Origin of the sequence: Candidatus Allofournierella merdavium, assembly GCF_944382735.1 — a bacterium.
Classification (GTDB): Bacteria; Bacillota; Clostridia; order Oscillospirales; family Ruminococcaceae; genus Allofournierella_A; species Allofournierella_A merdavium.
In genome coordinates this window covers 133,140-156,674 of record NZ_CALWND010000009.1, presented here as the reverse complement: position 1 = coordinate 156,674, position 23,535 = coordinate 133,140, and the positions used below count along the sequence as shown (strand labels likewise).

The window sequence follows — 23,535 nt, the reverse complement described above, 5'->3', positions numbered from 1 at the left end:
GGAGTACAATAAATTTAGCACTCGAGAGCAATGAGTGCTAAAATGAGAGAAAAGAGGTGGGGCCGCATGGCCATGGACGATCGCAAACAGCGCGTGCTGGAAGCCATTGTGGCCCTGTACACCCAGGGGGGCGAGCCGGTGGGCTCCAGCCTTTTGTGCCAGTATTTCGACATGGCGGTGTCCAGCGCGACCTTGCGCAATGAGATGGCGGCACTGACAAAGCTGGGCCTGCTGGAGCAGCCCCACACCAGCGCGGGCCGGGTGCCCAGCGCCAAGGGCTACCGCTATTACCTGGACAATCTGATGCATCCCGCCAAGGGGCTCACCGCCCGGCAGAAAGCCGAGATCGACCACATCTTCGCCGGCCTCGACTACGAGCCCGAGCGGCTGGCGTCCGGTGCGGCCCGGGCCCTGGCGGACTACGCCGGCTACATGGTGGCGGCCACCACCCCCCGGGCGGACGATCTGTGCATCGCCCACTACGAGGTGGTGCAGGTGGGCCGCTGCACCGCGGCGGTGCTGGCGGTGACCAGCGCCGGCGGCGTGCGCACCCGGGTGGCCCGGCTGGACACCGATTTCACCCGCGAGGACGCGGCGCTGCTCACCCAGACCCTCAACCAGGGGCTCGCCTTTGTGGCCCCGGCGGACCTGTCCGGCGCGAAGCTGGGCGAGTTGGCCGCCCGCCTGGGCGAGGGGAGCGACCGGCTCTATCCGGTGCTGAACGCGGCGGCGGCGCTGCTGCGGCAGGCCGCCCAGGCCCGCACCTACCCCCAGGGGCTGCAATACCTGATGCGCTGGCCGGAACTGACCGGCCTGCTGCCCCGGGTGCTGGAGCTTTTCACCGACGACGAGCGCGCCGGCCGGCTCATCACCCCCCGCACCGGCCGCACCACCGTGCTGCTGGGCGAGGACCTGCAGCGCCCGCTGCCGGGGCTGTGCTTCATGAGCAAGCGGTACCTGGCCGGCGGCGGCCTCACCGGGGCCATCGTCCTGCTGGGGCCCACCCGGATGCCCTTTGAGCAGCTGATGCCCGTTTTGGATTATTTTGCCTTGAAACTCGGCGAGTGTATGGCCGGCAAGGCACAGGAGGACCCGCAATGATGGACGAAACCAACAAGCGGCCCGAAGAGGCCGCCGCCGAAGCCCCGGCCCCCCAGGCCGAAGCGACAGAACAAAAGGCCGCTCCCAAGGCGGAGAAGGCCCCCGAAAAGGAAAAGAAAGAGACAAAGAAAGACAAAAAGGATCTGGAGGCACAGCTGGCCGCCGCCCGCACCGAGGCCGAAAAGGCCCGCGCCGAGGCGGAGGAGGCCAGGGACCGGCTGCTGCGCACCGCCGCCGAGTACGACAACTTCCGCAAGCGCTCGGCCCGGGAGCAGGACGCCGCCTTCGGCAACGGCGTGGCCCACGCGGTGAGCCAGATCCTCTCCATTCTGGACGCGCTGGAGATGGCCGAGGCGGCCCCCTCCACCGACGAGAACTTCAAGAAGGGCGTGACCCTGACGCTGGAAAAGGCAAAGGGCGCCTTCGAGGCCCTGAAGGTGGAGGAGATCCCCGCTTTGGGCCTGCCCTTCGACCCGGCGCTGCACAACGCGGTGATGCAAAAGGCCGCCGAGAACGGCGAGGAGAGCGGCACCGTGCTGCAGGTGTTCCAGAAAGGCTACAAGCTGGGCGACCGGGTCATCCGGCACGCCACGGTGATCGTGGCCGAATAATTCGCCGAAAGGGCCTTTCGCCCTTTCCCATAAATGAGAGTTCCACCATATTTGAGTTATAAATAAGGAGAGATATACTATGAGTAAAATCATTGGCATCGACCTTGGCACTACGAACAGCTGTGTTGCCGTGATCGAGGGCGGCGAGCCCGTGGTCATCGCCAACGCGGAGGGCGCCCGCACCACCCCCAGCGTGGTGGGCTTTACCAAGACCGGCGAGCGGCTGGTGGGCCAGGTGGCAAAGCGCCAGGCCATCACCAACCCCGAGCGCACCGTGAGCAGCATCAAGCGTCACATGGGCACCGACTACAAGGTGTCCATCGACGGCAAGGATTATAACCCCCAGCAGATCAGCGCCATGATCCTGTCCAAGCTGAAGGCGGACGCCGAGGCTTACCTGGGCGAGAAGGTCACCGACGCGGTGATCACCGTGCCCGCCTACTTCAACGACAGCCAGCGGCAGGCCACCAAGGACGCCGGCACCATCGCCGGCCTGAACGTCCGCCGCATCATCAATGAGCCCACCGCCGCATCCCTGGCTTACGGCATCGACAAGGAAGAGGACCAGAAGATCATGGTCTACGACCTGGGCGGCGGCACCTTCGACGTCTCCATCATCGAGATGGGCGACGGCGTCACCGAGGTCCTGGCCACCAACGGCGACACTCACCTGGGCGGCGATGACTTTGACCAGCGCATCATCGACTGGATGGCCGAGGACTTCCAGCGCGAGAACGGCATCGACCTGCGCAAGGACAAGATGGCTGCCCAGCGCCTGAAGGAGGCCGCCGAGAAGGCCAAGATCGAGCTGTCCAGCGCCATGACCAGCCAGATCAACCTGCCCTTCATCACCGCCGACGCCACCGGCCCCAAGCACCTGGACATGACCCTGACCCGGGCCAAGTTCAACGAGCTGACTGTGGACCTGGTGGACCGCACCATGACCCCCGTGCGCAAGGCCCTGGCCGACGCCGGCCTGCGCGCCTCTGACCTGAAGAAGGTCCTGATGGTGGGCGGCTCCACCCGTATCCCCGCCGTCTACGACGCCGTCAAGAAGGAGCTGAACTGCGAGCCCTTCAAGGGCATCAACCCCGACGAGTGCGTGGCCGTGGGCGCAGCCATCCAGGGCGGCGTCCTGCAGGGCGACGTCAAGGGCCTGCTGCTGCTGGACGTCACCCCGCTGAGCCTGGGCATCGAGACCCTGGGCGGCGTGTGCACCAAGATCATCGAGCGCAACACCACCATCCCCACCAAGAAGAGCCAGATCTTCTCCACCGCGGCCGACAACCAGCCCAGCGTCGAGGTCAACGTGCTGCAGGGCGAGCGTGAGTTTGCCCGCGACAACAAGAGCCTGGGCATGTTCAAGCTGGACGGCATCCCCGCCGCGCCCCGCGGCGTGCCCCAGATCGAGGTCACCTTTGACATCGACGCCAACGGCATCGTGCATGTGAGCGCCAAGGACCTGGGCAGCGGCAAGGAGCAGAGCATCACCATCACCGCCTCCACCAACATGAGCAAGGAGGACATCGAGAAGTCGGTGCGGGAGGCCGAGCAGTTCGCCGCCGAGGACAAGAAGCGCCGTGAAGAGGTGGACGCCCGCAACGCCGCCGACCAGATGGTGTTCCAGACCGAGAAGACCCTGAATGAGCTGGGCGACAAGGTGGACGCGGCCAAGAAGGCCGAGGTCGAGTCCAAGCTGAGCGAGCTGAAAGAGGCGCTGAAGGGCACCGACATCGAGGCCATCAAGGCAAAGCAGGAGGAGGTCCAGAAGGCCTTCTACGCCATCAGCGAAGAGCTGTACAAGAACGCCCAGGGTTCCGCCGGCGCGGCCGCCGGCCCCGAGACCGGCGCGGCCGGCCAGGGCGGCAAGTCCGACGACGGGGTCGTGGACGCCGACTTCAAGGAAGTCTGAGCCTGATCACAAGCCTCCCCTTGGTTTCAAGGGGAGGCATTCTGGGCTAATACGCCCCTACATTTTTCAGGAAAGAGAGCCCGCCCGGCGGGCAGACAAAGGTGAATAATCCATGGCAGAAAAACGCGATTACTATGAGGTCCTGGGCGTGGCGAAAAACGCCAGCGAAGAGGACCTGAAAAAGGCGTATCGCAAGCAGGCGAAAAAGTATCACCCGGATCTGAACCCCGGCGACAAGGAGGCCGAGGCGAAGTTCAAAGAGGTGAACGAGGCCTACGAGGTGCTCGGCGACAAGGAAAAGCGGGCGCGGTACGACCAGTTTGGCTTTGCGGGGGTGGACCCCAGCTACGGCGCCGGCGCGCCCGGCGGCGGCGGGGCCGGCGGCTTCGGCGGCTTCGGCGGCATGGGCGGCGTGGACCTGAACGACATCTTCGGCGATCTGTTCGGCGGCATGGGCGGCGGTTTCGGCTTCGGGGGCGGCCAGCGCTCCAACCCCAACGCCCCCCGCAAGGGCGCCGACGTGCGGGTGAGCCTGGTGCTGGGCTTCATGGAGGCGGCCCACGGCTGCACCAAGACCATCACCATCACCAAGCAGGACACCTGCCCCGACTGCTCCGGCACCGGCGCGGCCAAGGGCACCAGCCCCGAGACCTGCCCCGACTGCGGCGGCACCGGTTACATCAACCGCAACCTGCGCATGGGCGGCATGGTGATGCAGCAGCGCCAGCCCTGCTCCCGCTGCGGCGGCAAGGGCAAGATCGTCAAGACCCCCTGCTCCCACTGCCACGGCACCGGCAAGGTGGCCACCAAGAAATCCCTGGAGGTGAAGATCCCCGCCGGCATCGGCGACGACCAGAGCATCGCGCTGCGGGGCCAGGGCGACGCCGGCGCCAACGGCGGGCCTGCCGGTGATGTGATCGTCATCATCACCGTGCGGCCGGACCCCATGTTCGAGCGGGACGGCTACGACGTGTGGGTCACGGTGCCCATCACCTACAGCCAGGCGGTGCTGGGCGCCTCCATCGTGGTGCCCACCGTGGACGGCAAGGTGGAGTACACCGTGCCCGAGGGCACCCAGAGCGGCACCACCTTCCGGCTGCGGGGCAAGGGCATCCAGTACCTCGGCGGCCGGGGCCGGGGCGACCAGTACGTCAAGGTGATGGTGGAGATCCCCAAAAAGCTCACCCGCGCCCAGCGGGAGGCGCTGTCCGCCTTTGAGCAGAGCCTCAAGGACGACAACTACGAGCAGCGCAAGGGCTTTTTCAAAAACCTGCGGGACAAGTTCGAGAAGAACTGACCCGCCCCCGATACACCCGAAAGCGCCGGGCAGGAACTTCCTGCCCGGCGCTTTGTTTTGTATCCTGGGGGTGAAGTGCCGGCGCGGCAAGGGGCGGCCCGCCCGCGCCAAAGACCCGCCGGGGCGGCTCACTCCTCCCGCTCCAGGCAGGCGTCCGCCGCCAGGGCCAGCAGCCGCTGGAACTGGGCCCGCTCCCGGTCGGTCATGCGGGCGGTCATGCGGCGAAAGCCCTCGTCCACCTGCCCCTGCAGCGCCGGGTACACCGCCCGCGCCTTCTCGGTGGGGTGGATGTCGTAGGTGCGCTTGTCTTTGGGGTTGGTGCGCCGGGAGAGAAACCCCGTCTCCTCCAGCCTGGCCACCGTCTTGGCGATGACGCTCTTGTCCAGCGAGAGGCGCAAGGAAGTATCCCATGGAAAAAAGCGAAACGATATGGAACCGGCGGTTCGTCCTGCTGTTCATCACGAACCTGCTGGTGCTGGCGGCATTCTACGCCTCCATCCCCATCATCCCCCTCTACTGCGAGGAGATCGGCATCACCGGCTCGAAGATCGGCATCGTGCTCACCGCCATGTCGGTGGCCACCATCCTGTTCCGCCCGGTGGCCGGCTACCTGCTGGACAATTTTGACCGCTACCGGGTGTATCTGGTGTTTCTGGCGCTGTTCTGCCTGTCCTTCCCGGCGTTTCTGGCATTCCCGGCCTTCGGCGCGCTGATCGTGGTGCGGCTGTATATGGGGGCGGTCTACTCGGTGTGCGGCTCCGCCACCATGACCCTGGCGGGGGACGTGCTGCCCGCCGCCAAAATCACCCAGGGCATCAGCCGCTTTGCCTTCACCGTGTCCATCGGCATGGCCCTGGGGCCCTTCGTGGGCCTGCAGGTGCAGGAGAACCTGAGCAGCCGGGCCTCCTTCCTCACCATCTTCGGCATCGCGGTGGCGGCGCTGGTCTGCGTGAGCCTGTGCCGCATCCGGTATCCCAAGGTCAAGCGGGGCAAATTCTCGCTGCGGGGCTCCATCTACGCCCCGGCGCTGCCCTTCATGTTCAACATGATGTTTTTGATGATCCCCTACGGGGCGGTCATCGCCTACTCCTCCATCCTGGCCCAGGAGAAGGGCCTCACCCCCTGGCTGCCCTGGTTCTACATCTTCCTGGTGGCGGGGATGCTGGTGTCCAAGCTGTCCACCCAGAAACACGTCGACACGGGCAACCACCGGGCGCTGGTCTGCGCCAGCCTGGTGGTGCTCATCCTCACCATGGCCAGCTACCTCTTCCTCGCCACCGGGGCGCACCTGCTGGCCGCCGGCTTCTTCTTCGGCGTGGGCTACGGCATCTTGCAGCCGCTGTTCCAGGCCTTCGTCACCGGCACCACGCCGCCGCCCCAGCGGGGGGTGGCCAACGCCACCTACATGCTCTCCTACGACGTGGGCATCGGCCTGGGCTCGCTGCTGATGGGCTTTTTGCAGCAGCCGGTGGGGCTGGCCGCGGGCTTCGCCCTCACCGCCGTGTTCTACGTTGTGGGCGGCGGGCTGTACCTGGGCTGGACCGACGGCTATTACAGCCGGCGCAGGGCCGCCTGCGAAGCGGGCAGGGCCGATTAAGCGCACACCGGGGCGGATGCCTCGGGGGATCATGGCCCCGCCCGCGGCGGGGAAAAGAGAGGGCCCGGCGGACGTTTTGTCCGCCGGGCCCTTTTTCTGTGTTGTTATTCCGCGTTGGCCGCCCTGAGGTTCTCCACCTCCTGCGCCGCCAGGTCGGCCCAGGAGCCGTTTTTGTAGAGGAAGTCGTAGCGGTAGAGCACATAGCCGTCCGCCCCCAGCTGCCGGCCGGTGGCCACCATGTCCGCCAGGGTGTGCCCGGTCTGCCAGCCGCTCTGGGCCGCGTCGTAGTTGCCGCCGTCCCCGTCGCCGATGCGGTAGGCACCCAGGCCGAAGTAGAGCGCCACGCTGGGCGCCCGCTCCAGCGCCGCCCACTCGGCGCTGATGTTCTCAAAGGCGTAGCGGGTGCTGCCCGAGCCGGTGGTGTAGCCGTAGCCCCAGTACAGCTGAGGCAGCACATAGTCCACATAGCCGCCCTCCGCCATCCAGAGAGAGACGTCGCTATACTGGGAGTTGTAATTGTTGTCCATATTCCCCTGGGGACTTACACCGAACCGCACCGCCGGCTTTTCCGCCTTCACCGCGGCGTAGACCTGGCGCATCAGCTGGTTCACGTTCTCCCGCCGCCACTCCTCCAGCGACAGGCCGCTGGCCGCGGCGGTGTACTCCGCCGCGTCGAAAGAGGGGTCGGTGGTGGGGTAGAAATAGTCGTCGAAGTGGATGCCGTCCACGTCGTAGTTGCGCAGGATCTCCAGCACGCCGTCGGTGATGAGCTGCCGCACCTCGGGCAGGGAGGGGTCGAAGTAGAGGCCGCCGTCCACCTCCTTGACCCACTCGGGGTGAAGCAGGGCGGGGCTGGAGGCGGCCAGCTCGCCCGCCGGGCGGGTGGCGTTCAGCCGCACCCGGTAGGGGTTCAGCCAGGCCTCCAGTTCCAGGCCGCGGCTGTGGGCGGCCTCCACCAGCACCGCCAGCGGGTCAAAACCGGGGTCGCCCCCCTGGGTGCCGGTGCACAGGTGGCTCCAGGGGAACAGCTCGCTGGGGTAGAGGGCGTCGGCAAAGGGGCGCACCTGGGCGATCACCACGTTCAGGCCCAGGTCGGCACAGTTTTGCATCATCGCGTCCGCGTCGGCGGCAAAGGCCGCCTCGCTGGAAAAATCGAAGCTCTCCCACTCCAGATAACTCACCCACATGGCCCGGTACTCGCCGGCCTGTTCCGCCGGGGCGGCGGGGACCGACGTGTCGGGGGCCGGCGCGTCGGACGCGGGGGCGGAGGAGGAGGCCCCGCCGGAGGAGGCGGGCGCGGAGGAGGCGGGCGCGCCGGCGCAGCCGGCGCACAGCAGGGAGAGGGCGGCGGCCAGCGCCGCGGTTTTCAAAGGAAGGTGTTTCATGGCAGTTTCTCCGTTTTTTCACGGCCCCCGGCGGGGGGCGAAGTCGGGCGGACGGGTCAGCCCTCGTCCCGCGCGCGGCGGTAGAGGGTGAGGGTGAGCCAGCCCCGGGCCGCGCCGGCGGCCAGGCCGCACAGGTTCATGAACAGGCCCAGCACCGCGGCGCCGCCCAGCAGCACCAGCACCCGGGCGGCGAACCACAGCGCCTCGGCGGCGGCCAGCGTGCGGAACTGGGGGGCGAGGCGGGGGTCGGCGGCCTTTTCCCAGCCAGCGAAGCAGGGCCACACCAGGGCCAGCAGCAGATGCTGCAGCAGCGGCACGGGCAGCGCCAGCGCCAGCACCTGCAGCAGGATGCAGCCCGCCAGGGCCTTTTTGTCCTGCTTGCCGGTGCCCTTGACACTGGCCAGAAAGCCCAGCATCAGCAGGGTCAGCAGCATGGCCAGGTTCTCCACCAGCGCCATAGGGAAGGAGACCGCGGCCCCCAGGGCGGCGGCCATGGTGCAGGCGGCGCTGAGCATCCCCAGAGCGTAGTAGGTCTTTTTGGAGAGGGTGAGACGGACGTTCAAGGGACGGTCTCCTTTCCGCGGGCCGCCCTTTCCTTCGGGCGGCGGGCGTGTTATAATGAAAAGAGGGTCTCCCGCTTTGTGGCGCAGGCCCTCACACAACGATATGCGCGCTTTGCGCCATTATACCACACCCGCCGCACCCGCCGCAAGCCGGGCGCGCCGCCCCCGGGCCGGGTGCCGAAAGGAGATCTTCCGCTTTGTCCGTTTCTCACCGTCACCCTGCCGCCTCCGACAGCGACCGCCTGCTGGGGCAGGCGCCCATCGGCGGGCTGATCTTGAAACTTTCGCTGCCGGCGGTGGCCGCCCAGCTGATCAACGTGCTCTACAATGTGGTGGACCGGATGTACATCGGCAACATCCCGGGCATCGGGGCCACCGCCCTCACCGGCGTGGGGGTCACCTTTCCGGTGCTGATGATCGTGTCCTCCTTCGCGGCCTTCGCGGGCATGGGCGGCGCGCCCCGGGCGGGCATCCGCCTGGGCGCGGGGGACAAAGAGGGCGCGGAACTGGTGCTGGGCAACTGTCTGACGCTGCTGCTGGTGCTGAGCGTGGCGCTCACGGCGGTGTTCCAGATCTTCCGCACCCCCATCCTCATCGCCTTCGGCGCCACCGGCAACCTGTTGCCCTACGCCCAGGATTACATCTCCATCTATCTGTGGGGCACGGTGAGCGTGCAGCTGGCGCTGGGCCTCAACACCTTCATCAGCGCCCAGGGGCGCAGCGGCGTGGCCATGTTCAGCGTGGCCATCGGCGCGGCGCTGAACATCGTGCTGGACCCCATCTTCATCTTTGTGTTCGATATGGGGGTCAAGGGCGCGGCCATCGCCACCGTGCTCAGCCAGACGGTGAGCGCCGTGTGGGTGCTGGCCTTTCTGCTTTCGGGCCGCAGCGCCCTGCGCATCCGCAAAAAGAACCTGCGCTTTTCCGGACCGGTGCTAGCCAGCGTGGCCGCGCTGGGCGTTTCCCCCTTCATCATGCAGAGCACCGAGAGCCTGGTGACCATCACCCTGAACCGGGGCATGTCCAGCTACGGCGGCGAGTTGTACATGGGCACCATCACCATCCTGCAAAGCGTGATGCAGCTGATCGTGCTGCCCCTGCAGGGGGTGACCCAGGGCACCCAGCCCATCATCAGCTACAACTACGGCGCGAAGAACCTGGGCCGGGTGCGAGCCACCTTCAGGCGGGTGTTCCTCATCAGCATGGCCTACACAGTGAGCGCCTTTTTGCTGGTGTGGCTGCTGGCCTGGCCGCTGACCCGGATGTTCACCTCCGACGCCGCCCTTCTGGAACTGACGGTGAAGGCCATGCCGGTGTTCTTCGGCGGCATCTGGGCCTTCGGGGCGCAGATGAGCTGCCAGGCGGCCTTCATGGGCCTGGGCCAGGCAAAGGTGAGCCTGTTCCTGGCGCTGCTGCGCAAGGTGATCCTGCTGATCCCGCTGGCCATCCTGCTGCCCATGCTGCTGGGCGGCGACCCCTTCGCCATCTACCTGGCGGAGCCCGCGTCGGACATCATCGCCAGCGCCACCACCCTGACCATCTTCCTGTTGTTCTACAAGCACACACTGAGCAAGCCCGCGGCCTGAGCCGCGCCTGGAGGAGGAGACGCCATGCCCGCCATTTTTTCCGTGGTCGCCATCGTCGCGGCCGCCGCGCTCTGCTGGCGGCTGGCAAGGCATCTGGAGGCGAAGCGGGCCAAAAAGGCCCCCGGCGCCGACTGCCTGGAATACCGCACCGCCCTCGCCTTCGACGAGTGCCTGGACGCGCTGGCCGCCCGGGCCGATGACGACGAATTCGCATACACCTGCACCCGCCAGCCGGACGGCAGCTTTCTTTTGCACTTCACCCTGCACAAGCCCACCGGGCAGCCGGTGGACACCCTTTACAGCCTGCGGCTGGACGCGGGCCGGCAGACGGTGGTGACCCTGTGCTTTTTGCGGGAGGCCTTCGGCTACCGGGAGCCGGTATTCCCCCGGGCGCTGCTGGATTCCTTCCTGGCCAAAAAACTGGCCGCCGTTCCCCACACGCCCCCGGCGGGCGAGGCGTAGCGCGGCCGCGGGCCTTGCCGCCGCGCCGTTCGCCTTGCCTTTTCGGGGAACGGCTGGTATAATAGACGGGTACAAAACGGGCCATTCGCATAATTGGTCAATGCCCCCGGCTCATAACCGGGTTTATCAGGGTTCGAGCCCCTGGTGGCCCACCAGACGGCGGCAGGCGCCCCTTCTCACAGGAGGGGCGCCTGCCGCCGTTTTTCCGCCCTTTGTTCCCGCGCCGGCCCGGCGGCCGGTTTTTCCGCGTCCTCCCTGGCCGTTCCGCCGCCCGGACCCGCCCCGGCGGGGGCGCTGGCGCTGAGCCTCGCCGCCTGCGGGGCGAAGATCGACTCGGTGAGCCTGCCCGGGACGGGGCGCTGACCGCCGTCTGCCCGATGACGGTGGAGGTGCCCCTCCGGGGGGTGAGCGCCCCCGAAGCCCTGGCGCTGGTGGTGAACGGGGAGAACACCGCCCGGCTGGACGCGAAGGCGACGCCGGAGGACGCCACCGGGGTGACCTTCGCCTATGCCTCCAGCGATGAGAGCGTGACCACCGTGGACGCAAGCGGCAGGGTCAAGGCGGTGAAGGTGGGCGCCGCCACCGTCACCGCCGCGGCGGGCCAGGCCCGCGCGGAGTACGCCCTCACCGTGCGGGACGTGAGCTGCTCCTACTGCGGGCAGACCGGCCACACCTCCGCCAGCTGCCCCACCAGGGCGGCGGACGAGCAGGCCGCGGCCCAGGCCGCCGCCCAGGCGGCGGCGCAGCAGGCAGCCCAACAGGCGGCCCAGGATGCCGCCGGCTCCTCCGACAGTCCCGCGCCCGCCCCGGGAGGCGACAGCGGTTCTTCTGTCTGGATTTCGCATCCCGAAGCGGATATCCCGGGCATAGTCATCACCGGCGGAGGAAATGGCGTGGGACAAGGCTGCCCCTGAAAAATTCGGGCGCGGTCCCTGTTCAGGAAGGAAACGCCCTTCAGAAAAAAGGGGGAAAGCGCGGCCGATGGCCCGCGCCGTCCTCTTTTTCTTTGCTGCCAAACATGCTATGCTGTGAAAGAGACCCAGCCGCGAAAGAGGGGGAGATCGTATGTCCCGTTCTGTGCCCGCGCCGGTGCGGGTGCTGGCGCTGACCGCGCCGCCGCTGGCCGCCCTGATCCGGGTGCTGGGCGGCGGCAATTACTACTGCGACAGCGACTACTATTGGCACATTGCCCTGGGCCGTGTGCTGGCCCGGACCGGCCGCCTGCCCGGCGCGGACGGGCTTTCCTGGGCCGCGCAGCAGCAGGGCCTGGAATATGTGAACCACTCCTGGCTGGCCGACTGGCTGCTCTACCGGCTAAGCCTGTGGGGCCCCACCGAGATCGCCGGGGCGGTGGTGTATCTGGCCGGGTGCCTGGCGCTGCTGGCGCTGGCCTTGTTCGGGCTGTGGGGCCGCGGGCTGCTGGCCCCGGGGCAGCGGCTGGCGCACCGCCTGGCGGACGGGGCTGTGATCCTGGGCGTGTGGCTCTGCCTGCGCTACACCTGGGGCAACCCCCGCCCGCAGCAGCTGGCGCTGGTCCTCTTCGCCCTGGCGCTGTATCTGCTGCGATCCGCCTGGGAGCACCCGCACCGCCGGCGCTGTTTTCTGCTGCCGGCGCTGGCGGCGCTGTGGGCCAACCTGCACGGCGGCAGCCTGCCGCTGCTGCTGGGTATGACCGGGCTGTACGGGCTGCTGGCGCTGCTGCCGCCCTTTCAGCGGGGCAGCCTGTGCCACCGGCGCGGCGCGCCGGCCCGGCGCTTTGCGCTGCTGCTGGGCCTGGAAGCGCTGGCCGGCTGCTGCAACCCCTACGGGCCGCGGCTCTACGGGCAGTTTTTTCAGGTGGACGCCACCAGCGCCCTGGTGGGCGTGACCGAGTGGCAGCCCGCCGCCTGGGACAACGCCCCCGCCTTTTTCGCGGCCATGGGACTGCTGGCCCTGGTCTGGCTGCTGGCCCGCCGGCCCTTTGAACTGGAGCCTGTGGCTCCCCTGCTGCTCACCGCCGGCTTCACCCTGCTGCATGTGCGGGGGATGTTCTGGTGGTGCGTGTGCGCGGCGGCGTTTTTGCTGCGGCAGGCCCCGGCGCTGCGCGCCGGCCTGGAGCGGGTGGCCGGGCGCTTTCGCCCCGGGCGGCTGCGTCCCCTTGCCCGGGCGGCGGGCCGGGCCCTTTTCCCGCTGGTGACCGCCGCCGCCCTGGCCGCCGGCGCGTGCTTTGCCCCCGCGGCGCTGCACAACCGGTTTTACCGGGTGTTCCCCCCGGAACTGGTGGACGCGCTGGAACAGGCAGACCCCCAGCGGCTGTACACCAGCTTCAACGCGGGGGGCATGGCCATCCAGGCCGGGTTCCGGTCCTTTGTGGATTCCCGGGCCCAGCTGTTCACCCCCGAGATGCTGGTGGACGCGCAGATCCTGGCGGGCACCCGCCGCCAGTCCGCCACCTGGTCCATCGACCAGGTGCTGACCCGCTGGCAGTTCGACGCGGTGCTGCTGGCAAAGTACGATGCGGAACTGACCGCCTCCTACTTCGCCGGGCGGGACGACTGGCGGATGGTCTACGACGGGGCCTGGTACACACTGTTTGTCCCGCAAACTTGATGTGTGCATGACAACAGCCGGAAGCGGATACTTCTGGCCGTTTTTATCCCTGCACCGCCATCTGTTTTCCACAATCCATACAAAGAATATTCGCTGCCGTGATGGCTCGTACGCTGTTGCCGCAGCAGGGGCAAACATATTTGCGGTGGTGGCTGTTCCCGCTTGTGGTGGGCGCAGCGCCAACCTCTCTATCCACCACATTGCCCGGACCGGCCCCGCGCGGGGTGTAACTCCATTCGCTGCGGTTCATCTGGATATCGGTCCACCATAACAAACACATCCGAACCTTGTGCCGATTGGCGCTGGGTTCGGATTGGTTCTTTTATTAATTTTCTAATTTTCGTTTTAAGTTGACAACATTTTTTTACAATGGCATAATAATTTTTATAATGATATCAGTTGCTGGGATTTTATTGAATTTTTGCAATGATAAGAGAAAGATGGGGGAATATATGGTTTATCTATTATTGATAATTCTTGTTATTGCAGTGCTTTTGTTTTCATCAAATCCTGTTTTTGTAGCAATAATCATTGCAGTAGGAGCCTTGGCTTTTTACATTGAAACACAAAACACCCGAACGCAAAACAGAAAAAACAAGGTCAACGAAAAAAACAATTTGAAGAGTACAAACCGCCAGCGAATCAATGAAGAACTTATAACACTTGGTTTCGATGAAAGCAAAGAGGTCTATCTCACTCTTGACAGCATTTCTTCGGTAATGAAAATTGATGTAAAAAACGAACGGATTGCCTTGTGCAATTATTATAAAGACGAGTTACAGATTATCCCCTTTCAAAAAATATTGGAGTGTCAAATTGTAGAAAATGGTGCAACAGTACAATCAGGAGGAATTGGTCGTGCAGTTGTAGGAGGCGTACTTGCTGGTGGCGCTGGGGCTATTGTTGGCGCAAGTACCAGGAAAAGCAAACTTATTGTCGATAATTTATCAATCAGAATTATTACTTCTGATGTCAACAATGCGTTGATTATTATACCTATTCTGGAGACGGTCACTAATCGAGAAAGCGAAAAATATAAGAAAGCATATAAAATAGCACAAGAAATTCATGCAACTATCGTAAGCATAATTAAAACCGTTGCTAACTCTTCACAAGTCGTACCAGACACAAATCCGCTCACTCAAATCCAAATGCTGTTCGAGTTGAAAGAAAAAGGCATTATTTCTGACGAAGAATTCGAACAAAAAAAGCCAATCTTTTGGCCAAAATATAACTAAAATTCTTATTAAAAGCCGTTTTTAAAGAGTCGTTGATAATAGAGTGTATTATCAACGACTCTTTAATCATGCGAAGCCATTGCTGAAAAAGCGTTTGCCATTTTCGCCGTATGCTGCACTTATTTGTAGATAATCCCTCTACCGCCTCCCCCCCATGCCGAGGTCTCACCCGCCCCCCTCTGAATGTACACGAATCCCGCCCGTCTTTGGCCGTCTTTCATTTGACGGCGGGGGCCCGATACGCTATGATAGTACTGCGCTGAAAGGGCGGCGGGCGCCGCCCTGTTTTTCCACCGAGAGGGGGCTTGTGTGCCGTGACCCGTTCCATTTTTTCGCCGGCGCGGCGCTTCGCCGCCGCCCTGCTGGCGCTGCTTTTCGCTCTGCTGGCGGCGGGGCCCTGCTTCGCCCGGGCCGCCGCCCCCGCGCTGGAGGACACGCTGGCCCAGGTGCGCCGGCTGGAGGCGCTGGCCGACGCCTGGGCCGGCGAGCACCCGGGCAGCGACCCGATGGAGCTGACGGTGAACTACCTGTGCGGCCAGCGGTACGACGACCCGCTGTGGAGCCTGGTGCTGGGCGGCGGCAGCGAGGCCTTTGAGGACTATGTGCGCCAAAACGACCCCGGCCTGGGGGCGCTGCAAAGCCTTGCGGACGTGACGCTGCCCACCGGCGAGGCGGTGGACTTTCTGCATCTGGCGGCCGCCGCGGGGGCGTGCTACGGCTACGGCATGCCCCAGATCGTGTGCAGCTGGGGCGGCGACTGCGTGCAGCTGGCGGCACCGGCCCGGGGCACATCCGGCGACCCGGCGGCCTGCTACGAGGCGCTGGCGGCCGGCTTTGCCGCCCCCGACGGCACCGGCTACTTTCCCTTGAGCGACTGGCTGGCGGACGTGGACGGGGTGAACCTGGGCCAGCGGCTGCTGGCGGGCGAGGGGCTGGCCGACGCGCTGGAGGGCTATTATTCCCTTCTGGCCGGGACGAGTGACCCGGACGCGGCGCGCGCGGAGCAGTTCGTGGCCCTGCAGTTCGGCGGGGCGGACACCGGCGACAGCGAGGGGTTCCGGGCGCTGGTGTGGAACACCTTTTCCCAGGACGCGGGGGTGCAGCTGTATCTGCTGGCCAACGAGTACGCCGACGTGGACGACGAGGGCCGCACGGTGATCGCCGCCGATCTGCAGGCCCCGCTCCAGGCGGCCTGCATGCTGGTGGCCGACCGGCTGGCCGACGCGCTGGACGGCAGGGTGGTGGACCCGCCCGCGGCCACACCGCGGCCGGAGGACGGCCCCTCCGCCAGTGCCCCGCCCGCCGCCACCCCGGCCCCCGGGGCAAACGCGCCGGCGCTGTGGGCGCTGGTGGAACAACACCCGGGGGTGCTGCTGGGGGCCATGGGCCTGCTGGCCGCCGCCTTTGTGGCGGTGGCGGCGGCGCTGTGGCGCATGGGCCGCCGGTGAGCGGGCCAACCTATTTTGCAGGAGGCGACAGGCCATGAACGTTTTCGACATCCTGGGCCCGGTGATGATCGGGCCCTCCAGCAGCCACACCGCCGGGGCGGCCCGCATCGGGGGCGTGGCCCGGGCGCTGCTGGCCGCCGAGCCGGCGCGGGCGGTGATCCAGCTGCACGGCAGCTTTGCCAAGACCTACAAGGGCCACGGCACCGACAAGGCCATCATCGCCGGCATCATGGGCATGGCCCCGGACGACGAGCGCATCCGCCGCGCGCCGGAACTGGCCGCCGCCGCGCACCTGGCCGTGACCATCGAGACGGTGGAACTGGACGGGGCGCACCCCAACACCGCCCGCATCCTTTTGTGGGACGCCGCGGGCCGCACCGTCACGGTGCAGGGGGCCAGCGTGGGGGGCGGCAACATCCTCATCACCTCGGTCAACGGCATGGAGGTGCAGATCACCGGCCAGTACACCACCCTGATCGTGCTGCACCGGGACACCCCCGGCACCATCGCCGCGGTGGCCGACGTGCTGGCGGCCCACGGGGTGAACATCTGCAACTTCCGCCTGGCCCGCCGGGAAAAGGGGGGCGTGGCGGTGATGACCATCGAGCTGGACGGCAGCTTTGAGCCCAAGCTGAACCGGGAGGTGGAGGCGCTGCCCAACATCCTCTCCTCCACCATGTTACAGCCCATCTGACGCAAGGAGAACGCCATGACCGAAGAACTGAGATACGATTCCATCGCCGGCCTGGTGGCCGCCGCCGAGGCGGCGGGCGAGCCCATCTCGGCGCTGGTGCTGCGCCAGCAGGCGCGGCAGCTGGAACAGAGCGAGGAAGCGGTGTACGCCCGCATGCGGGACACCTACGCCGTGATGGCCGCCTGCATCGAGCCGGGCAGCGAGGAGGGCCTGCGCTCGGCCAGCGGCCTGTCCGGGGGCGACGCCTTCCGGATGCGCCGGGCGGTGGAGACGGGCAAAAACCTCACCGGCGGGGTGCTGGGGGGCGCTTTGTACCGGGCGCTGGCGGTGAGCGAGCTGAACGCCGCCATGGGCCGGGTGGTGGCCGCCCCCACCGCCGGCAGCTGCGGCATCCTGCCCGCGGCGGTGCTCACCATGCAAAAGGAGAAGGGCTGCGCCGAACACGACTGCGTGATGGCGCTGTTCACCGCCAGCGCGGTGGGCATGGTCATCACCACGAGCGCCTGTGTGGCCGGGGCCCAGGGGGGCTGCCAGGCCGAGTGCGGCAGCGCGGCGGCCATGGCCGCCGCCGCCATCGTGGAACTGGCGGGGGGCACGCCCCGGCAGGCGGCGGACGGGGTGGCCATCGCCCTGAAGAACATCCTGGGCCTGGTGTGCGACCCGGTGGCGGGCCTGGTGGAGATCCCCTGCATCAAGCGCAACGCCTCCGGCGTGGCGGGGGCCTTTGTGGCCGCCGAACTGGCGCTGGCGGGCATCGCCAGCGCCATCCCCGCCGACGAGGTGATCGCGGCCATGAAAAAGGTGGGGGACGCCATGTCCCCCGCTTTGAAGGAGACCGCCGAGGGCGGCCTTGCCGCCACCCCCACCGCCCGCCGGCTCTACGAACAGGTGTTCGGCCGCCCCGCGGAGGAGGGCTGCGCCGGCTGCGGCGGCTGCGGCGGCCGATGAACGCCCGGCGGCGGGTGAGGATTTGACGCGGGCCTTCCGCTGTGCTATACCATAAAGGTTGAATACACAGTGCACCGCGCCGCGCGGCTGCTGCAATGGTTCAAAACGACGAGACCCTGCGGGGTCTTGTCGTTTTTTTGAGTTGCGCGGCGGGCGGGAAAGGGAGAGAGGATAAGAATATGAAAGAGAACGAAACCAACGTCATGAGCCGCGGGGAACTGGCCCGGCGGTATTTTCTTTTGGTGGTGAGCCTGAAGGCCACCGCCCTGAGCCTGGGCAGCTGGCTCATCCTCTGGAATTTCCTGCTCATTGCCGGGCAGATCCTGCTGCTGCGCCGCCGCTTTTCGCCGGTGCAGCTGCTGCAGGTGCCCCTGTCCTTTTTGTTCGGCTGGTTCACCGACCTGGGTGTGTGGCTGGCGGGCTTTTTGCCGGTGAGCGCCTACCCGGTGCGGCTGGGGCTGGTGGTGCTGGGCACGCTGGTGCTGGCGCTGGGGGTGTCGCCCTCGGTGGTGGCGGGGGTGATCATGAACTCCGGCGAGGCCTTTGTCAAGGCCCTGGCCGACACCACCGGCAAGCGCTTCGGCGATCTGAAGATCGCCTTTGACGTGGTGTGCGTGCTGGGGGCGGTGGCGCTGTCGCTGCTGTTCTTCCATTTCACGGTGCAGGGCACCCGGGAGGGCACGGTGATCGCGGCGCTGTGCACCGGCTTTTTTGTGAACCTGATCCTGGGGCGGGTGCGGCAGCCGCTGGAGCGGCTGCTGCGGGCCTGAGACCCGGCTCTTGTGCTTTTGCCGCCGGGGGTATATGATAGAGGATGGCCGCCCCGGCGCGGGGCGCCGAAAAACGCTTGCGGGAGGCGAGCCCATGCGGCAGGACCTGACCACCGGCCCGGTGGCAAAGACCATGCTGCTGTTCAGCCTGCCCCTCATCGCGGGGGACATGCTGCAGCAGCTTTACAATGTGGCCGACACCCTGATCGTGGGGCGGTTTCTGGGGGCGGCGGCCCTGGGGGCGGTGGGCTCGGCCTACACCCTGATGACCTTTCTCACCTCCATCCTGCTGGGCCTTGCTTTGGGCAGCGGGGCGGTGTTCTCGATGGAGTGGGGCCGGCGGGACCTGGCGGAACTTCGCCGCAGCGTCTTTTCCGCCTTCTGCCTGATCGCGGCGCTGACGGCGGCGCTCACCGCCTTCGCCTTTCTCTTTCTGGACGGCATCCTCCGCTTTCTGCAGGTGCCGGCGGAAAACTACGGCCTGATGCGGGCTTACCTGTGGGTCATCTTTCTGGGCATCCCGGCCACCTTCCTCTACAACTTCTTCGCCTGCCTGGTGCGGGCGGTGGGCGACTCGGCGGCCCCGCTGGTGTTCCTGGGCCTTTCGGCAGGGGTGAACATCGCCCTGGACCTGTGGTTCGTGGTGGGCCTGGGCTGGGGCGTGGAGGGCGCGGCGGCGGCCACGGTGATCGCCCAGTACCTCTCGGGCGCGGCGATGACCGCCTACACCGCCCTGCGCTGGCCCCAGCTGCTGCCGGGGCGGGGCGAGCGGCGCCTCGGGCGGGAGAACCTTTCCCGCATCGCCCGCTTTTCGCTGCTCACCTGCGCCCAGCAGTCGGTGATGAACTTCGGCATCCTGCTGGTGCAGGGGCGGGTGAACTCCTTCGGGCCGGCGGTGATGGCCGCCTTCGCCGCCGGGGTGAAGATCGACGCCTTCGCCTATCTGCCGGTGCAGGATTTCGGCAACGCCTTCTCCACCTTCGTGGCCCAGAACTACGGCGCGGGCAAGCCCGAGCGCATCCGCCGGGGCATGGCCGCGGCGGCGGGCTGGGCGGCGGGCTTTTCCGCCGCCGTCAGCGCGCTGGTGTTCCTCTTCGCCCAGCCGCTGATGCGCATTTTTGTGGAGGCCTCCGAGACGGAGATTTTGGGCATCGGCGTGCAGTACCTGCGCATCGAGGGCGCCTTCTACCCCGCCATCGGCTGCCTGTTTTTGTTCTACGGCCTCTACCGGGCGGTGGGGCTGCCCTCCATGAGCATGGTGCTCACGGTCATCTCCCTGGGCACCCGGGTGGCGCTGGCCTACGCCCTGTCCGCTTTGCCCTTCTTCGGGGTGGCGGGCATCTGGTGGTCGGTGCCCATCGGCTGGCTGCTGGCGGACGCCGCGGGCCTCGTCTACTGGCTGGCCCGCCGCCGGGCCATCGAGGCCGCCCTCGTTCCCGGGCAATAATTGGATTTGCGCCCGCTCCCGAAACCCTGTACAATAAAGGGGAAAGGGGGCGGGCTTTTTGGGCGAACGCACCTATCTTGCCATCGATCTCAAATCGTTCTACGCCTCGGTGGAGTGCGTGGAGCGGGGGCTGGACCCCATGGCCACCCACCTGGTGGTGGCGGACGAGGCCCGCACCGACAAGACCATCTGCCTGGCGGTGTCGCCGGCGCTGAAAGCCTACGGCGTGCCCGGCCGGGCGCGGCTGTTCGAGGCGCGGCAGGCGGTGGAAAAGGCCAACCGCCGCCGGCGGGCAAGGGCGCCGGGGGGCGTGTTCACCGGCAGAAGCTGGGACGAGAGGGCCCTGGCCGCCGACCCCGGCCTGGAGATGGACATTCTGGTGGCCCCGCCCCGGATGGCCCACTACATCGAGATGAGCGCCAGGGTGTATCAGGTGTACCTGCGCTTTGCCGCCCCCGACGACATCCATGTGTACTCCATCGACGAGGTGTTCATCGACGCCACCGATTACTTAAAAAGCGCCGGCGTCACCGCCGAGGCCTTCGCCCGCGAGGCGGTGCGGCAGGTGCTGGCGGCCACCGGCATCACCGCCACGGCGGGCATCGGGCCGAACCTGTATCTGGCCAAGGTGGCCATGGACATCGAGGCCAAGCACTGCCCGCCGGACGAAAACGGCGCGCGGGTGGCCCGGCTGGACGAGGGCAGCTTCCGGCAGAAATACTGGGACCACCGCCCCCTCACCGACTTCTGGCGGGTGGGTCGGGGCATCGCGCGGCGGCTGGAGGAAAACGGCCTTGCCACCCTGGGGGATGTGGCGCGCCTGTCCCTCTCGGACGCGGGGCAGGAGAAGCTGTTCCGGCTGTTCGGGGTGAACGCCGAACTGCTGATCGACCACGCCTGGGGTTTCGAGAGCTGCACCATGGCGGACATCAAGGCCTACAAGCCCGCCGACCACAGCCTTGGCAGCGGGCAGGTGCTGCAGGAGCCCTACCCCTTTGCCAAGGCGGCGCTGGCGGTGCGGGAGATGGCGGACGCCCTGGCGCTGGACCTGGTGGCTCAGGGCCTGGTGACCGACCGGCTGACCCTGGCGGTGGGCTACGACATTGAAAACCTCACCGACCCGGCCCGCAAGGCCGCCTATCACGGGCCGGTGGTCACCGACCACTACGGCCGCCGGGTGCCGAAACCCGCCCACGGCACCGCCAAACTGGAAACGCCCACCGCCTCCGCCCGGGAGCTGGTGGCGGCGGCCGGCGCGCTGATGGACAAGATCGCCGACCCGGCGCTGCTGGTGCGGCGGCTGACCCTCACCGCCGGGCGGGTGCTGCCGGAGGCGGAGGCCGAGGCGGCGGTGGTGTGCCGCCAGCTGGACCTCTTCCACGACTGGCAGGCGGAGGCCGCCCGGCAAAAGGAGGCCGCCGCCCGCCGGGCCCGGGAGAAAAAGATGCAGCAGGCGATGCTGGGCATCAAACAAAAATACGGAAAGAACGCCATCCTCAAGGGCATGGACCTGGAGGAGGGGGCCACCGGGAAGCTGCGCAACGGCCAGATCGGCGGCCACAAGGCGTGAGAGGGAGGGAACAGCCATGGGCCGCTACGACGACATCATCCACCTGCCCCGCCCGGTGTGCCGGCGGGCGAAGCCCCTCACCGGCGCCGAGCGGGCGGCCCAGTTCTCCCCCTTCGCGGCCCTGTCCGGCTACGAGGCGGCCATCCGGGAGGCGGCGCGCCTCACCGAGCCGGCTGTGGAACTGGCGGAGGACGGGGCGGCGGCGCTGGATGAAAAGCTGCGTCTGCTGGTGGAAAACCTGCCCCGCCGCCCGGAAGTGACGGTGACCTGGTTCGAGCCGGACGAAAAAAAGGAGGGCGGGGCGCTGCGGGTGTTCACCGGGCGGCTGCGCCGGGTGGACGAGGCCGCCGGCCTGCTGCTTTTTGAGGGCGGGCGGCGGCTGCCCCTGGCGGCGGTGCGGGGGCTGGAGAGCGAAATTTTCCCCGACTTTTTGTGAACGTGTGGAAAAATCGCCGCTCTTCCGCGGGGCGGCGAGCGCGCGGCCGGTCCGCCATGGAACCGGGGAAGGACGGCGGCTCCTCAAAAAGCCGAAAAAGCGGGTCCCAAAAGAGGTAAGTTCGCCTCTTTCCGGACCCGCTTTTTTTCGCGCTGTTTCGGGCGCGGCCATTTTGCCGCGATCCCCTTGTCATTGCTCCATAGCGAAGACCACATAGCCCGCCTCGTCGGAATACACCGCCTCGGCCACGGCCGCCCAGGGCAGCGACCGGTCGATCTCCCCGGGGCCGGCCAGCACGAACACCCGGCCCTCCGGGGGCGCGGCGTGGCTGGTCTTTTGCAGCCAGGGGCGCATTTTCAGGGAGGCCAGGTCCTCCACCTGCCACACCTCGATGGCCCCGTCGGACAGTTCGGTGAGGACGTTGGCCTGCCAGAAGGTCGCGTAGCCCCTGGTATACCCCTGCTCCTCCAGCCAGCCGGCCACCGTTTCCAGGGCGAGGCTGCCGTGGGGCGGTGCGGCGGCAAAGCGCAGGGTGGTGCCGGTGCTGGCGCAGACCACCAGCGCCGCCAGCGCCTCCGCCAGCGCCCGGCGCAGGGCACACCGCCGCAGAGGGAAGCGTTCCGCCATCGCTGCCAGGGCCGCGACGGCCAGCGGCGCCACCGGCAGCCAGTAGCTGCCGTTGACGGCCTCCCCGTCGTTCATGCAGGCGAAGACCAGGCCGTCCACCGCCAGGCAGGCGGCCAGGGTGACCCCCGTCAGCCGCAGGGCGAAGGGCAGCGCGTCCCCCTGCCGCAGCAGCCAGACCAGGGCAACCACCACCGCCGCCGCCAGCAGGATACCCGCCGCCCCCAGCAGGCCCGGCAGCGAGAAGAGGGGCACCGCCCCGGTGGCGCCCTGCTGCCAGCGGTCCGCCGGGTAGCCGAAGAGGGCGAGGAAATCGCTCCAGCTTTCCAGCACGCCCCCCAGGGTGAGGGCCGTCCAGGCCCGGGCGCTCTGGTCCAGGAAGGTGTAGCGGGCCGCCAGCACCGCCCGGTTCACCAGATACCCCCCGCAGCCGCCGGCGCAGGCCAGCAGGGCGGCGGCAAAGGCCCGCGCCTCCGGGTCTCGCGCCGCGCCGGGGCCCAGAGGGGCCCGCAGCCAGCGCAGCGCCAGCAGCAGGGCGCACCCCGCCGCCAGCGGCACATACAGGTTCATCAGCAGCCGCACCCCGTTGAGGCCGGCGGCAAAGCTCACCAGCGCCAGCGCCGCCGCCAAAAGGCCCGTGCGCCGCCGGGAGGCCGGGCGGCACAGCCGCACCGCCAGGCCGAAGCTGGCCAGCACAAAGGCCATGTGCACAAAGTAAAACCCGCCGAACACCCCGTGGTAGAGCTGCCAGAAGCCGAAGGGGCAGAGCAGCGCCCCCGCCGCCCAGGGGGCGCTTTTCCACAGCCCCGCGCCCCGGGCGAAGAAGAGGTAGCTTGCCGCCAGCAGCGCCGACAAAAGGCCCTGGGCCAGCAGCCGCGCCGCGTGCCAGCTGCCGGGAAAGACCAGCAGCCCCAGCTTGAACAGCAGCTGCTGGCAGATCACCCGCAGCTCGGTGGAGTAGTACCAGTTTTGGCTGAGCACGCCCCCCTCTTTGTTCAACAGGTCCGCCAGCACCATCTCGGAGGCCATGTCGCTGTCCAGCAGAGCGCGGCCGAAGCGCCACACCAGCGCCAGGCCCGCCAGCCAGGCCGCCGCCAGCCACACCCAGCCGGCGGCCCGCCACGCCAGCTGCGCCGCCCGTCGTTGTTCGGTTTTCGTCCCGGTCATCCAAAGCACCCCGCAATGCAGTTTTACAGGGCCAGTATACCACATCCGGGCGCAAAACAGAAGGGCCGGGCGGAGCGCCCGCCCGGCCGC

21 protein-coding genes and 1 tRNA gene are annotated in these 23,535 nt (G+C 67.3%); 18 read left to right on the top strand and 4 right to left on the bottom strand.

What is annotated here, in order from left to right:
- Nucleotides 1-66 precede the first annotated feature (66 nt).
- The 4 genes from hrcA to dnaJ all read left to right on the top strand — a co-directional run bounded on the left by hrcA (nucleotide 67) and on the right by dnaJ (nucleotide 4,921).
- Nucleotides 67-1,101, top strand: a complete 1,035-nt coding sequence (gene hrcA, locus ACH2A7_RS09340) for a heat-inducible transcriptional repressor HrcA (RefSeq protein ID WP_394961579.1) — start codon at nucleotides 67-69, stop codon at nucleotides 1,099-1,101.
- Complete coding sequence (locus tag ACH2A7_RS09335) at nucleotides 1,098-1,712, top strand: nucleotide exchange factor GrpE (protein WP_394961578.1); 615 nt, start codon at nucleotides 1,098-1,100, stop codon at nucleotides 1,710-1,712. The genes hrcA and ACH2A7_RS09335 overlap by 4 nt, the downstream gene beginning before the upstream one ends.
- Before the next feature lie 79 nt (nucleotides 1,713-1,791).
- A complete protein-coding gene (gene dnaK / locus ACH2A7_RS09330) occupies nucleotides 1,792-3,624 on the top strand; it encodes a molecular chaperone DnaK (RefSeq protein ID WP_394961577.1) in 1,833 nt (610 codons plus the stop codon).
- A 112-nt stretch (nucleotides 3,625-3,736) separates the two neighbouring features.
- Nucleotides 3,737-4,921, top strand: a complete 1,185-nt coding sequence (gene dnaJ / locus ACH2A7_RS09325; RefSeq protein ID WP_394961575.1) for a molecular chaperone DnaJ — start codon at nucleotides 3,737-3,739, stop codon at nucleotides 4,919-4,921.
- A gap of 128 nt (nucleotides 4,922-5,049) precedes the next feature.
- Here dnaJ and ACH2A7_RS09320 read toward each other — a convergent pair whose 3' ends face one another.
- Nucleotides 5,050-5,319 carry a MarR family transcriptional regulator gene (locus ACH2A7_RS09320; protein WP_394961574.1) on the bottom strand — a complete coding sequence of 90 codons (270 nt, stop codon included), beginning with the start codon at nucleotides 5,317-5,319 and terminating at the stop codon, nucleotides 5,050-5,052.
- A gap of 11 nt (nucleotides 5,320-5,330) precedes the next feature.
- On the opposite strand from ACH2A7_RS09320, the gene ACH2A7_RS09315 reads away from it, so the two are divergent.
- The gene (locus ACH2A7_RS09315) at nucleotides 5,331-6,518 is read left to right on the top strand and encodes an MFS transporter (protein WP_394961573.1); all 1,188 of its coding nucleotides are present in this window, start codon (nucleotides 5,331-5,333) and stop codon (nucleotides 6,516-6,518) included.
- 104 nt (nucleotides 6,519-6,622) lie between these two features.
- Here ACH2A7_RS09315 and ACH2A7_RS09310 read toward each other — a convergent pair whose 3' ends face one another.
- The gene (locus ACH2A7_RS09310; RefSeq protein ID WP_394961572.1) at nucleotides 6,623-7,903 is read right to left on the bottom strand and encodes a glycoside hydrolase family 10 protein; all 1,281 of its coding nucleotides are present in this window, start codon (nucleotides 7,901-7,903) and stop codon (nucleotides 6,623-6,625) included.
- Between the two features lie 56 nt (nucleotides 7,904-7,959).
- Nucleotides 7,960-8,466, bottom strand: a complete 507-nt coding sequence (locus ACH2A7_RS09305) for a hypothetical protein (protein WP_394961570.1) — start codon at nucleotides 8,464-8,466, stop codon at nucleotides 7,960-7,962.
- A gap of 197 nt (nucleotides 8,467-8,663) precedes the next feature.
- Between ACH2A7_RS09305 and ACH2A7_RS09300 the strand changes: the two genes are divergently transcribed.
- The 13 genes from ACH2A7_RS09300 (at nucleotide 8,664) to ACH2A7_RS09240 (ending at nucleotide 21,654) form a co-directional block, all read left to right on the top strand.
- Complete coding sequence (locus ACH2A7_RS09300; RefSeq protein WP_394961569.1) at nucleotides 8,664-10,052, top strand: MATE family efflux transporter; 1,389 nt, start codon at nucleotides 8,664-8,666, stop codon at nucleotides 10,050-10,052.
- 24 nt (nucleotides 10,053-10,076) lie between these two features.
- Nucleotides 10,077-10,514 (top strand): hypothetical protein, encoded by a 438-nt coding sequence (locus tag ACH2A7_RS09295; protein WP_394961568.1) that lies wholly within the window; start codon nucleotides 10,077-10,079, stop codon nucleotides 10,512-10,514.
- 78 nt (nucleotides 10,515-10,592) lie between these two features.
- Nucleotides 10,593-10,669, top strand: a tRNA-Ile gene (locus tag ACH2A7_RS09290).
- Nucleotides 10,670-10,918: 249 nt separating this feature from the next.
- Nucleotides 10,919-11,428, top strand: coding sequence for an Ig-like domain-containing protein (locus ACH2A7_RS09285; protein WP_394961567.1), 510 nt, complete (start codon nucleotides 10,919-10,921; stop codon nucleotides 11,426-11,428).
- Between the two features lie 151 nt (nucleotides 11,429-11,579).
- Nucleotides 11,580-13,103: a hypothetical protein gene (locus tag ACH2A7_RS09280; protein WP_394961566.1), complete on the top strand. Its 1,524-nt coding sequence runs from the start codon at nucleotides 11,580-11,582 to the stop codon at nucleotides 13,101-13,103.
- A gap of 452 nt (nucleotides 13,104-13,555) precedes the next feature.
- Nucleotides 13,556-14,341, top strand: a complete 786-nt coding sequence (locus ACH2A7_RS09275; protein ID WP_394961565.1) for an SHOCT domain-containing protein — start codon at nucleotides 13,556-13,558, stop codon at nucleotides 14,339-14,341.
- A gap of 314 nt (nucleotides 14,342-14,655) precedes the next feature.
- A complete protein-coding gene (locus ACH2A7_RS09270) occupies nucleotides 14,656-15,789 on the top strand; it encodes a hypothetical protein (protein WP_394961564.1) in 1,134 nt (377 codons plus the stop codon).
- Nucleotides 15,790-15,823: 34 nt separating this feature from the next.
- Nucleotides 15,824-16,483: an L-serine ammonia-lyase, iron-sulfur-dependent subunit beta gene (gene sdaAB, locus ACH2A7_RS09265; protein ID WP_394961563.1), complete on the top strand. Its 660-nt coding sequence runs from the start codon at nucleotides 15,824-15,826 to the stop codon at nucleotides 16,481-16,483.
- A gap of 15 nt (nucleotides 16,484-16,498) precedes the next feature.
- A complete protein-coding gene (sdaAA, locus tag ACH2A7_RS09260) occupies nucleotides 16,499-17,431 on the top strand; it encodes an L-serine ammonia-lyase, iron-sulfur-dependent, subunit alpha (protein WP_394961561.1) in 933 nt (310 codons plus the stop codon).
- Nucleotides 17,432-17,610: 179 nt separating this feature from the next.
- Nucleotides 17,611-18,201 (top strand): YitT family protein, encoded by a 591-nt coding sequence (locus ACH2A7_RS09255; protein ID WP_394961559.1) that lies wholly within the window; start codon nucleotides 17,611-17,613, stop codon nucleotides 18,199-18,201.
- A 94-nt stretch (nucleotides 18,202-18,295) separates the two neighbouring features.
- Nucleotides 18,296-19,648 (top strand): MATE family efflux transporter, encoded by a 1,353-nt coding sequence (locus tag ACH2A7_RS09250; RefSeq protein ID WP_394961558.1) that lies wholly within the window; start codon nucleotides 18,296-18,298, stop codon nucleotides 19,646-19,648.
- Nucleotides 19,649-19,706: 58 nt separating this feature from the next.
- Nucleotides 19,707-21,218: a DNA methylase gene (locus tag ACH2A7_RS09245; RefSeq protein WP_394961556.1), complete on the top strand. Its 1,512-nt coding sequence runs from the start codon at nucleotides 19,707-19,709 to the stop codon at nucleotides 21,216-21,218.
- A gap of 16 nt (nucleotides 21,219-21,234) precedes the next feature.
- Entirely contained in the window at nucleotides 21,235-21,654 is a 420-nt protein-coding gene (locus ACH2A7_RS09240; RefSeq protein WP_394961554.1) for a hypothetical protein, read from the top strand.
- Between the two features lie 189 nt (nucleotides 21,655-21,843).
- Here ACH2A7_RS09240 and ACH2A7_RS09235 read toward each other — a convergent pair whose 3' ends face one another.
- Entirely contained in the window at nucleotides 21,844-23,445 is a 1,602-nt protein-coding gene (locus ACH2A7_RS09235; RefSeq protein ID WP_394961552.1) for a hypothetical protein, read from the bottom strand.
- Nucleotides 23,446-23,535 lie beyond the last annotated feature (90 nt).